Below are 13,558 nucleotides of genomic sequence, written 5' to 3'. Positions count from 1 at the left end.
TAAACGTATAATTATTCTACTACTTCTATCTCATAATCTAAGTAAACGTCTTCATTTACATTATTTATAGTGTTTTCACCATGCCAAAATTTAAAAATATAAGTTCCTAATTCTGTTGGTTCAAAGTCAAAAGAAGCTTCTGCTTCCGTAATTATTTCTTGACAATTATTATTGGTATGTACATCACTAACTATGGCAATGGTGTTTTCGTTACCATTTACATGCGAATAAATGCCATTAAAAGTGTGACAAGTAGATGGTTTATTATAAACTAAAGATATAGTATAGGTTTGATTAATTCTATATGCATCTGGCATACTAACACTTTCTATTGGCAAAAACGCTGTTTGTATACGTGGTATATCATCAGTTACACTACAAGAAGAGAATATTATGAATAATAAGACTACTAATATTTTTTTCATTTTTACGATAATAAAAAATACATGTTTTAATTACTAGATGCAGAAAAGTATAAAAGGTTGCGTGTAAAAACAAAAAATCCCGATTATATCGGGATTTTTATTTATTCTTTAGCTTCTTTAATCGCTGCTTTAATTTTGCCTTCCAACTCATCCATGAGTTCTGGATTGTCTTTTATTAATTCTTTTACAGCGTCTCTACCTTGTCCTAGTTTTGTTTCGCCATAACTAAACCACGAACCAGCTTTCTTAACAATTTCAAACTCGACTGCTATATCTAGAATTTCACCAACTTTAGAAATTCCTTGACCATACATAATGTCAAACTCAGCAAGTCTAAAAGGAGGAGCTACTTTATTTTTAACTACTTTAACTCTCGTTTTATTTCCTTGTACTTCTCCATCTGTACTTTTAATTTGTGTAGATCTTCTAATATCTAAACGAACAGAGGCGTAAAATTTTAATGCATTTCCACCAGTTGTTGTTTCTGGGTTACCAAACATAACACCAATTTTTTCTCTTAATTGGTTAATGAAAATAACGGTACAATTGGTCTTACTTATAGATGCTGTTAATTTTCTTAAGGCTTGAGACATTAGTCTTGCATGTAAACCCATTTTAGAGTCTCCCATTTCACCTTCAATTTCACTTTTTGGTGTTAATGCAGCAACAGAATCTATTACCACAATATCAATAGCACCAGAACGAATTAAATTATCTGCTATTTCAAGTGCTTGTTCTCCATTGTCTGGTTGCGAGATGATTAAATTATCGATATCTACTCCTAAGTTTTCTGCATAAAATCTATCAAAAGCATGCTCTGCATCAATAAATGCAGCAATACCTCCAGCTTTTTGCGCTTCCGCAATAGCATGTAAAGTTAATGTAGTTTTACCAGAAGATTCTGGTCCATATATTTCAATAACACGACCTCTTGGGTAACCACCAACGCCTAAAGCAATATCTAATCCTAAAGATCCAGAAGAAATAGCCTCTACATCCACGATTGCTTTATCGCTCATTTTCATTACTGTTCCTTTTCCGTAAGCCTTATCTAACTTGTCTAAAGTTAGTTTAAGGGCTTTTAATTTTGCTTCTTTTTCGCTGCTCATCTGTGTATATTAATTTATTCGTGTAAGAGACGCTAAAATACTACTTCTTTTGTCATATTGCAATACAATAATACATTTCATTTTAAATTAATTAAATAATAATTGCCTTTGTGACGCAACCTTTTTATGCTTTCTGCATCTACTATATAAAGTGGGAAAATTTTATGCTATGAAAAAGAAAAATGACCTTGCTTTTTAATAAATAGTGCCGAATAAATTTTAAAAGAGTAGAAACTAAATTTGAACCTTATTTTCTTTGGATGAAATAGTCATTTAAGCATCGCTTAAGTACGTTTTATTTTGTGTTGGAACTAGAAAGGAAATAGAGAGAAATGTAGTCCGCCATTTTAATCTTTATGAGGTATATATAGTTTAATCTTATAAAGTATCAAACTATGAAGTTTTTTAAAAAATGTATTCATGCACTAGGCGGACCCGTTGCTATATTTGTTAATAGCAATTGTAAAGCCGATGGAGGTTAACTCGTAAAATATTTTAAATTTTAAGAAATTAAAAATATTAATAACGAGTTAGTCTATTAAAAGTCCTTTGCAGAGCGTAAAGGACTTTTTTTGTTTTTAACTTTTATATTCTATTATCAAAAGACACAAATCTTGCCTATTCTTTTTAAAATACTACCTTTGTAAAAAATTATTCTTTAACCTTAAAAATTAGTATAGCATGCAACTGTACAATACCTTAAGCGCAAAAGAAAGAGCCGCGTTAATCGAAGAAGCAGGAAAAGACCGATTAACACTTTCTTTTTATCAGTACGCTAAAATTACAAATCCTCAAGAATTTAGAGACCACTTATTTTTAACTTGGAACGCACTAGATGTTCTTGGTAGAATATACGTCGCTACAGAAGGCATAAACGGCCAACTATCCTTACCAGCGGATCAATTTGAAGCTTTTAAAACTCATTTAGATACTATTGATTTCTTAAAAGGAATACGACTAAATATTGCGGTAGAGCAAGACAATATGTCCTTTCTAAAATTGAAAGTAAAAGTTAGAAACAAGATTGTTGCAGACGGATTAAATGACGATACGTTTGATGTGCGAAATAAAGGAGTGCATCTTTCTGCTAAAGAATTTAACGAAATGTTAGTCAACCCAAACACCGTTTGTGTAGATATGCGTAATCATTACGAAAGTGAGATTGGTCATTTCGATGGTGCTGTAACGCCAGACGTAGATACGTTTCGAGAATCTTTAGATATTATTGAAGAAGATTTAAAAGAATTTAAAGAAGAAAAAAACCTTTTAATGTATTGCACAGGAGGAATACGTTGCGAAAAAGCAAGTGCATACTATAAGCACAAAGGTTTTAAAAATGTATACCAATTAGAAGGCGGAATTATAGAATACACACGTCAAATTAATGCCGAAGGTTTAGAAAATAAATTCATTGGGAAAAACTTTGTTTTTGATGAAAGAAGAGCCGAAAAAATAAGCGAAGATGTTATTGCAAAATGCCATCAATGTGGTGATGCATTCGATATTCATACCAATTGTGCAAATGATGCGTGTCATCTTTTATTTATTCAATGTGATGCGTGTAAGGAAGAAATGAATAACTGTTGCTCTACAACCTGTCAAGAAATTCATGCAATGCCTTTTGAAGAGCAAAAAGAATTACGAAAAGGGCAAGCAAATAGTAACGATATATTTAAAAAAGGAAGAGCAGATCACTTACCTTTCAAGAAAGATTTAAGAAACATCTTTGAATCTTTACCAAATAAAAAGTAAATGAATATTTACAAGCTATTACAACTCAATCGAAAGATTAAAAGCCATAGAGTTAAATTTCTAGGGCTTTGGCTGTTACATAAACTCAACAAGCGTTATTTAGCAGTAAATCTAGATCCTGTAATGGCTTGTAACTTGCGTTGTAAAATGTGTTATTTTACAGATGCCGATTATGTGAAAACTCTAAAGGGACAATTTAAACCTGAAGAATTAGAGCAAGTAGCAAAAACCATTTTTAAACGTGCTTTAAAACTACAAATTGGTTGTGGTACAGAGCCAACGCTTTATAAAAATTTACCAGAAATTGTAAAATTAGGGAAACAATATGGCGTGCCATATATTTCTGTGACCACCAATGCGAATTTACTGGATGAAGAAAAGATTGAAGCTCTTTTAGAAGCAGGACTTAATGAATTTACAATCTCATTACATGGCGTAACAAAAGAAAGCTACGAAGGTTTTATGAAAAAATCGAGCTATGAGAAATTTCATAATGCATTTAATGCTTTTCAGAAACTAAAAAGTAAATACGATTTTAAAGTCCGAATTAATTACACTTTTAATAAAGATAATTTTTACGAATTAACAGAACTCTTTAATCATTTTAGCGGAAAAAGTTTCGATATACTTCAAATTCGTCCCATTAGAAAAATTGGAAATACCGAGTATAATGATTTCGATTTAGAAAGTATTCGTGCCGATTATCCAAAACTGATAACACAAATTCGAGACAATTGTAAAGCGAATAATATCATGCTTTTGGCATCTAACGAAATTCCTAAAAGCACACAAATAAACAACTCCAGTCTAATTTTCGACTATACGTTTTGTTATGTTTCTCCCAATAAATTCTGGAAAGATGGCTTTAATTGGAAAGAAGAAAGCTTTAATGATTACTCTAAAAGAATAGGTTGGAGCAAAGAATTATATGCCAATGCTTTTAAGTCGGAAACCGAATTAAAATCACTTACCAATAGATTAAACTACGAAGTAGAATTCAATTAAAAAGCACACAACACGAGGCAATTATCTTGGTTTTCTGTGTGTTTGTCTTTTTAAGAAAAAAGGGAATCTAAAACTTTGTTTTTAAGTCGTTAGAATAATATTATCTTTACAAACCAAAGTAGTACTTTGGTTTGTAATTTCTATGAAAGTAGAAATCATTAAAAAAGAAACTATTTTTTATTAATCTTCTTCTGAAAAAGAGTGCTTTTTCAGAATCAATATATACACTTTATGGCTTGTGGAACTTGTTCAACAGGAAAAGATGGCCAACCAAAAGGCTGCAAAAGTAACGGAACATGTGGAACAGATAGTTGTAACAAACTCACTGTTTTTGATTGGTTAGCAAACATGTCGCTTCCAAACGGAGAAAAACCCTTTGATTGGGTGGAGGTTCGTTTTAAAAACGGAAGAAAAGAATACTACAAAAATACCGAAAACCTAACCTTAGCAATTGGTGACGTGGTTGCAACACAGGCACAATCCGGACATGATATTGGTATGGCAACGCTTACTGGAGAACTAGTAAGAGTGCAAATGAAACGTAAAAAGGTTTCTGAAAACCCCGAAACGATTCAAAAAATATACAGAAAAGCATCACAAAAAGATATCGATATTTGGTCTGAAGCTCGTGATAGAGAAGAAGCAATGAAGGTAAAAGCACGCCAATTTGCAATAGATTTGAAATTGAAAATGAAAATTTCGGATATCGAATTTCAAGGAGATGCCAGTAAAGCTACTTTTTATTACACCGCAGAAGAACGCGTAGATTTTAGAGAGCTTATTAAACTTTTTGCAAGAGAGTTTAGAACCAGAATTGAAATGAAACAAGTTGGTTTTAGACAAGAAGCAGCAAGACTTGGTGGTATTGGTTCTTGTGGACGTGAGTTATGTTGTTCTACTTGGTTAACCGATTTTAGATCGGTAAGTACCTCTGCAGCACGTTATCAGCAGTTATCTTTAAATCCGCAAAAATTAGCAGGACAATGTGGGAAATTAAAATGCTGTTTAAACTATGAGTTAGATAGTTATTTAGATGCTTTAAAAACGCTTCCAAAACCGGAAATAAAATTATACACCAAAAAAGGAACTGCTGTTTGTCAGAAAACAGATATTTTTCAAGGTCATTTATGGTATGCTTATGAAGGCGAATGGATGAATTGGCACAAGATTACGAAAGATCAAGCCAATGAAATTATAGCAATCAATAAGAAAAAAGAAAAGATTGAAAGTCTAGAAGAATACGCATTAGAACTGGTAGAAGATACTAAAACCGAGTTTGAAAACGTTGTTGGTCAAGATAGTTTAACACGTTTCGATAATCCAAAAGGCAATAAAAAACGTAAAAACAATAAGAGAAGAGCAAAACCTCAAAATAGTACCAATAATACGAATACCAACAAGCCAAACAAACCGAATACCAATAAACCCCGTAATACGAATAAAACAAGTACTACGAACAAAAGCAATACTGCTAACAAAGCTGGTAATGCGAATAAAAGTAACAACCCAAATAAAAGTAATAACACCAACAAGGCAGGCAATGCCAATAAAGCGAACAAAACAAGTAATACAAGTAGAACTAGCAATACCAACAAAACTAGAAACACAAATAAAAACAGTAATACCAACAAAACAAACAATGCGAAATAGTATTTTTCTATTGCTTTTATTTCTTTCTCTAATTTTTGTGTCTTGTGATGCTAATGGTGTTTTTGATACCTATCAAAGTGTAGATAAAAAATGGAATAAAGAGGATGTTATATCTTTTAAAGTACAGGCACCTGATAGTATTAATAAATACAATTTGTTTGTAAACCTGCGAAATAATCAAGAATACAAATACAATAATTTGTATCTCATAGTAGCAATGAATTATCCGCACGGAAAAACAGTAAAAGACACTTTAGAATATAAAATGGCGAAACCTAATGGAGAATTTTTAGGTTCTGGTTTTTCTGGTATTAAAGAAAATAAATTGTGGTATAAAGAAGGTTTTGTTTTTAGTGAAACTGGAGAATACCAAATAAAGATTCAACATGCCATGCGTGAAAACGGTAAAGTAAATGGTGTTGTGGATTTGGAAGGCATCACAGATGTTGGATTTAGAGTAGAAAATATAAATAATAATTAAAAATGTCATACGGAGCACAGTCGAAGTATCTAACAAAAGAAAATAGTTAATGGCAAAAAAGCAAGCAAAAAAGCAGGCAAATAAAAAAGCAGTAACTCAAGATTTTTCAAAATACATAAGTTGGTTTTGGAAGCTTTTTTTAGGAGGTGTTTTGGCAATAATACTCGTGTTTTTATTAGCTTCATGGGGTGTTTTTGGAGCGCTTCCAGATCATACCATATTAGAAAATCCTAAAACGAATTTAGCTACTGAAATTATTTCTTCAGATGGTAAAACCCTAGGTAAATTCTATTTTAACGATAACAGAACTCCTGTAAGTTATGATGAATTACCAAAGCACTTAGTAGATGCTTTAATTGCAACAGAAGATGCGCGTTTTCATGAGCATTCAGGAATTGATGCAAGAGGAACACTAAGAGCATTTGTGTATTTAGGAAGCAAAGGTGGCGCAAGTACCATTTCGCAACAATTATCTAGACAGTTATTTGTTGGTGTGGCTTCTACAAACACACTAAGTAGAATTACGCAAAAAATTAAAGAGTGGATTATCGCTACAAAACTAGAACGACAATACACTAAAGAAGAGATTATTGCGCAATATTTTAATATCTATGATTTTGGAAATAATGGAGATGGAATCCGTTCTGCATCCAGAATTTATTTTGGTAAAGAGCCAATGGAGTTAGATATTAAAGAATCAGCAATGTTGGTTGGTATGTTTAAAAACTCTTCTTTATATAATCCAAGACCAGAACGTAATCCAATTGGTGTAAAAAACAGACGTAATGTGGTTTTAGCACAAATGGAAAAGTATGGTTATATTGATGAAACTGTTAAAGATTCGCTTCAAAAACTTGATTTAGGTTTGCGCTATTCTCCAGAATCGCATCGTGAAGGTACTGCCACTTATTTTAGAGAATATCTTCGTGCTTTTATGAAAGATTGGACAAAAGATAAAGCCAATAGAAAACCAGATGGTACCGCGTATAACATCAATAGTGATGGATTAAAAGTATATACAACCATAGATTCTAGAATGCAATTATATGCTGAAGATGCTGTAAATAGACACATGCCAAGATTGCAAGCAGAATTTTTTCATCAAAACACACCGGATCGTAACCCAACAGCTCCATTTTTAGATTTAACAAAAGGAGGAATAGATTCTTTAATGCAAAAAGCAATGAGCAGAGGAGAGCGTTGGAGAATAATGAAAAAAGCTGGTAAATCGGAAAAAGAAATACGAGCATCATTTTATAAGCCTACAAAAATGTCTGTTTTTGCATGGAAAGAAGGTAAAGCTTCAGAAATAGATACTATTATGAAGCCTATAGATTCTATGCGTTATTATAAGCATTTTTTACACACAGGAATGATGTCTATGAATCCGCAAACAGGTCATGTAAAAGCATGGGTTGGTGGTGTTAGTTACAAGCATTTTCAATATGATCATGTAAACCAATCTAAACGTCAAGTAGGTTCTACTTTTAAACCTTTTGTGTACGCAACAGCAATCGACCAGTTGCACCTTTCTCCTTGTGATGTATTGCCAAATTCTCAAATTACTATTGAAGCAAATAAGTATGGAAATCCAGAACCTTGGACACCAAGAAATGATAATAACGAATATGGAGGAACAAGAACCTTAAAAAATGCTTTAGCAAATTCTGTAAATACCATTACAGCGCGTTTAATGGATAAGGTTGGTCCGCAGCCTGTTGTAGATTTAGTAAAGAAATTAGGAATAGAATCTGAAGTTCTTGCCGTACCTTCTATAGCCTTAGGAACGCCAGACGTAAGTGTTTATGAAATGGTTGGCGCATATTCTGCTTTTGCAAACCAAGGCGTTTATACAAAACCAGTAATGGTAACACATATTGAAGATAAAAACGGAACGATTTTATACCAATTTACACCAGAATCTCGCGATGTATTAGGGGAAGAAGCTGCTTATGTAACGGTAAACCTAATGGAAGGCGTAACACAATCTGGTTCAGGGGGTAGATTAAGAGGTAAAGGGCGTGATAAATGGCGTGCAGATTACAGAGAAGTAATTACTGGGTATCCGTATGAGTTTACAAATCCAATAGCCGGAAAAACAGGAACAACACAAAACCAGAGTGATGGTTGGTTTATGGGAATGGTACCAAACCTAGTTACAGGAGTTTGGGTTGGAGCTGAAGATAGAGCAGCACATTTTGCGTCTATAACTTATGGGCAAGGAGCAGCAATGGCATTACCAATTTGGGGAATGTATATGAAAAGTTGTTATGAAAACGAAGAACTTGAAATATCTCAAGGCGAATTTGAAAGACCAAAAAACCTTTCTATTGAAGTAGATTGTGATGATTATAAACAAAAGCAAGATTCAGATTCAGATGGACCAGATGAAGATGTTCCTGAAGAATTAGACTTCTAATATATTCCTGCGAAGGCAGGAATCTCATGATGTATTTGTGAAATTTTAAAACAACAACTCCTTCCTTTTTTAGGGAAGGAGTTGTTTGTTTTAAGGAGAAATTAAATATGGAAGGGTTTTAAAATTAATTGCTCGAGACCATTCAATAGGAAGATATAAGATTGTTTAAGGAAAAATAAGCAAAGCGAATTTTAATTTTTTTAACAAATAAATCAGTTCTCTAATAGTCACACATAATTTCAAAGCCATTCTATTCCGAATGGTTTTTTTATTTCGTATTTTTCAGTTCCAAAAAATTACAAAAATGATTAATAAAAAAGTAGATTCTGTACAAGAAGCATTGCAAGGTGTTCAAGACAACATGACTTTCATGTTTGGCGGATTTGGACTTTCTGGTATTGCTGAAAATTCCATAGCAGAATTAGTAAAAAAGAATATAAAAGGACTCACCTGTATTTCTAATAACGCAGGAGTAGATGATTTTGGTCTAGGCTTGTTATTACATCAAAAACAAGTTAAAAAAATGATTTCTTCCTATGTTGGTGAAAACGCAGAATTTGAACGTCAGATGCTATCTGGTGAGTTAGATGTAGAGCTTATTCCTCAAGGTACATTAGCAGAACGTTGTAGAGCAGCACAAGCTGGATTTCCTGCAATTTACACACCAGCAGGATATGGTACAGAAGTAGCAGAAGGAAAAGAAACTAGAGAATTTGATGGTAAAATGTATGTGTTAGAACATGCTTTTAAGGCAGATTTTGCTTTTGTAAAAGCATGGAAAGGAGATGCTGCAGGAAATTTAATCTTTAAAGGAACTGCTAGAAATTTTAATCCGAATATGTGTGGTGCTGCAAAAATCACCGTTGCTGAGGTAGAAGAATTAGTTCCTGTAGGAGCGCTAGATCCCAATCAAATTCATATTCCGGGAATATTTGTACAACGCATTTTTCAAGGTGCTAAATATGAAAAGAGAATTGAGCAGAGAACTGTAAGACAACGAAGTTAAAGAATTGTCATTCCTGCTACATCGAAGGTTCATGATTTCAATAATTAAAAAGAAATTAAAGAGTAAAGCAGGAATCCATTTACAGAATTACAGTTTCAATTAAAAAGATTCCTGCCTTAGTTTATCTTGAGCGAAGACGAAAGGCGGGAATGACAAAAAACAAAAGAACATGTTAGATAAAACAGGAATAGCAAAACGAATTGCAAAAGAAGTACAAGATGGTTACTACGTAAACCTTGGTATTGGTATACCAACATTAGTAGCAAACTATGTTAGAGACGATATAGAAGTAGAATTTCAAAGTGAAAATGGCGTTTTAGGAATGGGACCGTTTCCTTTTGAAGGAGAAGAAGATGCAGATATAATTAACGCAGGAAAACAAACCATTACCACGCTTCCTGGAGCTAGTTTTTTCGACTCTGCAATGAGCTTCTCTATGATTAGAGGGAAACATGTAGACCTTACTATTCTTGGTGCTATGGAAGTTTCAGAAAATGGAGATATTGCCAATTGGAAAATTCCAGGTAAAATGGTAAAAGGAATGGGAGGCGCAATGGATTTGGTTGCTAGTGCAGAAAACATAATTGTTGCCATGATGCATACCAATAGAGCTGGGGAATCTAAACTTCTTAAAAATTGTAGCTTGCCTTTAACTGGAGTTGGTTGTGTAAAAAAGATTGTAACTAACTTGGCTGTTTTAGAAGTAACAGCAAAGGGATTTAAATTACTAGAACGCGCTCCAGGAGTTTCTGTAGAAGAGATTCAAAAGGCTACAGAAGGTACTTTAATTGTAGATGGCGAAGTACCAGAAATGAGCCTGTAAAAAACATACTATTATTCTAAATCATTAATGGCGAATTCCATTTTCCCGATTTAAAGTAATAGAAAATGTAAAATTCAAATGAGCCTATAAAAAACATGCTATTATTCTAAATTGCTAATGGCGAATTCCATTTTTCCGATTTAGGGTAATAGAATATGTAAAATTAAAATGAGTCTGTAATATTCGGAATGAAAATAAAATCCCTTAACGGAGAGTTTTTTAACTATCAATATAAAGAAGATCGGGATTATGAAACGATTACCGATCGTTTTGTTCGGAATACCACCATAGCTCTTGATTTTTTAATAAAGAACAATACCCTTACCATCTCTTTTGAAGACGAAGAAGAGATGAAAAGGGTAGATATTATAGATGTTTTAGTAGAAGACACGGTAAATAATATTACAATAGTACCAGGAAAAAAGAATGCATACTACTTTAAGCATAACGCCATTATGTTTTATGATACGCATGGTGTTGTGTTCCGAAAGAACCATAAAAGAAAATGGTTTAAACGCAACAAAGGCTATAACTCTCCCTTAGCTTTACTTAGCCATGAACTGATACATTGTTATAATGAATTGTATGAAACCGAAGCGTATCATGCAAGAAAGCACGATCATACCTCCAGAGGACAAAAAGTAGATCAAGATGGTCGTGATTTGTCTTTTCCCAATGCGGAAGAAGTCTTTGTAATTAAAATAACCAATCAAGTAGCAAAAAGATTAGAGGAAGATAAACGCTCTAATTATGGTCGGAATTATTATCCGGTAGCACATGTTTTAGGTGTTAAAAAGATAAGGAAAGGACTACGAAAGCTCTTCAAACGTTAAAATTTAGTGTATTTCATCGATTTATTATGCTTTTTAACTGATTATTCTAAAATAAGTTACATCTTTGGAGTCCCCAAATGTACCAAATATAATAACCCGAGTCTACCATAGACTTAACCTTAAATTATGAATTATGAATACGGATTTATTTTTTTTAAAACTTTTTAAAAAAGTAAAGAACACATTCAAATTTATAGGAAGTTTATTGTATTTAACAAAAAAAGTATTCATGCTATAACCCTTTAGGTATAGCATGAATTAACTTTTTTGTGTATTCTTTTTTCGGATTATTATAAATAACATCCGCATCTGCTAACTCTTCAATTTTACCAGCATTCATTACCAATAATTGATCTGCCATATATTTTACAACAGCCAAATCGTGCGAGATAAATATATAGGTAAAGCCAAAATCTGCTTTTAGTTCATTCAATAAATTTAGTACTTGCGCTTGTACAGAAATATCTAAAGCCGAAACAGATTCGTCACAAATAATTAGTTTTGGTTGTAATGCAATGGTTCTAGCAATTCCAACACGTTGTCTTTGTCCGCCAGAAAATGCATGTGGATATCTGTTAAATGCATCCGCATCTAAACCAACTCTATGTAAAATTTCTAATGCTTTTTCCTTTCTTTCGGTATATGTATTATAAAGGTTATGCACTTTCATTGGTTCTAAAATAGCATTTCCAATAGTAAGTCTTGGGTTTAAAGAAGCATAAGGATCCTGAAAAATAATTTGAATATCTTTTCTTAGTACTCGCATTTCCCGAGTAGATATTTTAGTAATATCCTCTCCTTTATATAGAATACTTCCAGCGGTAGCTTTGTCTAATTGTAAAATAGCTTTTCCAAGAGTAGATTTCCCGCAACCAGATTCGCCAACCAATCCTAAAGTTTCTCCTTCATATAATTTAAAACTCACATCGTTTACAGCTTTAAAACCTTCCGTTTTATTAAACCAACCCGAAGTCGTAAAATATTCTTTTTCTAGATTTATTACTTCTAATAAAGGAGGTTTGCTGTAAATAGCTTCGTGATGTTTTTGTCTTTCTTCTGCAGTGATTACTTCTTTTGAAGTAGTTTCTTGTAGATAGTCTTGAATGGTTGGTAGTATTTTTAACCTTGTATTTAAAGAGGGTCTAGAGCTTATTAGTGCTTTAGTGTAATTGTTTTCTGGGTTTTTAAATATTTGCTCTATGCTGCCTTGTTCTACAATATTTCCTTGATACATGACTAAAACACGATGTGCAATTTCAGATATTAAAGAAAGATCATGCGTGATAAAAAGAATGCTCATTTTGTTTTTTGCTTGCAATTCTTTCAAAAGCAGAATGATATCTTTTTGTACTGTTACATCTAAAGCCGTTGTGGGTTCGTCGGCAATTAAAATTTCTGGTTCGCAAGCAATAGCCATTGCAATCATAACCCGTTGCATTTGTCCGCCAGATATTTCATGCGGATATTTCTTGTAGGTAGTTTCAGGAATAGGAAGTTTTACCTGTTCAAATAAAGTGATTACCTGTGCTTTTGCTTCGGTTTTAGTTAGATTGGTATGCTGTAAAACAATTTCTAAAACCTGTTTTCCACAAGTCATCGAAGGATTTAAAGAACTCATTGGTTCTTGAAAAATTATAGATATTTTTTTTCCTCTTATTTTCTGAAACTCTTTTGCGTCTAATTTTGTTAGGTCTTCGTCTTTATATAAAATGCTTCCGCTGGTGATTTTGGAGATGTTTTTTGGTAATAACCCTAATATAGCCAAGGTAGAAACCGATTTTCCTGAACCAGATTCCCCGACAATACCTAGTATTTCATTTTCATTTAAGTGATATGAAATGTTGTGGATAATTTCTTTTTCTTCCTTTTTATTGAAGAAGGAAATTGAAAGGTTTTCAATAGCAAGTATTTTGTTTTTTAACATGGTTAAAAATAGCATTTTTAGTCATAAAAATTACGGGAAAACCGTAAAATATAGGGGTTTTTTTACAAAAAAAATGTATTTCGTCGAAAAGCTATTGATTGTTTATTTTTTTAAATCAAAAACATTACTTT

General features: G+C 32.7%; 11 protein-coding genes. 8 read left to right on the top strand and 3 right to left on the bottom strand.

Features of this window, described 5'->3' with window-relative positions; genetic code table 11:
• Positions 1-11: 11 nt before the first annotated feature.
• A complete protein-coding gene (locus tag AMD28_RS10420; protein ID WP_055444056.1) occupies positions 12-425 on the bottom strand; it encodes a hypothetical protein in 414 nt (137 codons plus the stop codon).
• A 101-nt stretch (positions 426-526) separates the two neighbouring features.
• Positions 527-1,534 (bottom strand): recombinase RecA, encoded by a 1,008-nt coding sequence (recA, locus tag AMD28_RS10415; protein ID WP_055444055.1) that lies wholly within the window; start codon positions 1,532-1,534, stop codon positions 527-529.
• Positions 1,535-2,215: 681 nt separating this feature from the next.
• On the opposite strand from recA, the gene trhO reads away from it, so the two are divergent.
• From trhO to AMD28_RS10375, 8 genes are all read left to right on the top strand, one after another.
• Positions 2,216-3,286: an oxygen-dependent tRNA uridine(34) hydroxylase TrhO gene (trhO, locus tag AMD28_RS10410; protein ID WP_055444054.1), complete on the top strand. Its 1,071-nt coding sequence runs from the start codon at positions 2,216-2,218 to the stop codon at positions 3,284-3,286.
• Complete coding sequence (locus AMD28_RS10405) at positions 3,287-4,291, top strand: radical SAM protein (protein WP_055444053.1); 1,005 nt, start codon at positions 3,287-3,289, stop codon at positions 4,289-4,291.
• Between the two features lie 231 nt (positions 4,292-4,522).
• Positions 4,523-5,941, top strand: a complete 1,419-nt coding sequence (locus AMD28_RS10400; RefSeq protein WP_055444052.1) for a PSP1 domain-containing protein — start codon at positions 4,523-4,525, stop codon at positions 5,939-5,941.
• On the top strand, positions 5,931-6,422 hold the full coding sequence (locus AMD28_RS10395; RefSeq protein ID WP_055444051.1) for a gliding motility lipoprotein GldH: 492 nt from the start codon (positions 5,931-5,933) through the stop codon (positions 6,420-6,422). Before AMD28_RS10400 ends, AMD28_RS10395 begins: the two co-directional genes overlap by 11 nt.
• A 49-nt stretch (positions 6,423-6,471) precedes the next feature.
• Positions 6,472-8,841, top strand: coding sequence for a penicillin-binding protein 1A (locus AMD28_RS10390; protein WP_055444050.1), 2,370 nt, complete (start codon positions 6,472-6,474; stop codon positions 8,839-8,841).
• 304 nt (positions 8,842-9,145) lie between these two features.
• Positions 9,146-9,847 carry a CoA transferase subunit A gene (locus AMD28_RS10385; protein WP_055444049.1) on the top strand — a complete coding sequence of 234 codons (702 nt, stop codon included), beginning with the start codon at positions 9,146-9,148 and terminating at the stop codon, positions 9,845-9,847.
• Between the two features lie 169 nt (positions 9,848-10,016).
• Positions 10,017-10,670, top strand: a complete 654-nt coding sequence (locus AMD28_RS10380) for a CoA transferase subunit B (RefSeq protein ID WP_055444048.1) — start codon at positions 10,017-10,019, stop codon at positions 10,668-10,670.
• Positions 10,671-10,858: 188 nt separating this feature from the next.
• The gene (locus AMD28_RS10375; protein ID WP_055444047.1) at positions 10,859-11,503 is read left to right on the top strand and encodes a hypothetical protein; all 645 of its coding nucleotides are present in this window, start codon (positions 10,859-10,861) and stop codon (positions 11,501-11,503) included.
• Positions 11,504-11,735: 232 nt separating this feature from the next.
• Here AMD28_RS10375 and AMD28_RS10370 read toward each other — a convergent pair whose 3' ends face one another.
• Positions 11,736-13,427 (bottom strand): ABC transporter ATP-binding protein, encoded by a 1,692-nt coding sequence (locus AMD28_RS10370; protein WP_055444046.1) that lies wholly within the window; start codon positions 13,425-13,427, stop codon positions 11,736-11,738.
• Positions 13,428-13,558: the final 131 nt, after the last annotated feature.

Source organism: Lacinutrix himadriensis (genome assembly GCF_001418105.1).
Classification (GTDB): Bacteria; Bacteroidota; Bacteroidia; order Flavobacteriales; family Flavobacteriaceae; genus Oceanihabitans; species Oceanihabitans himadriense.
The sequence above is the reverse complement of the archived record's forward strand: the minus strand, read 5'-3'. Positions and strand labels throughout refer to the sequence as shown.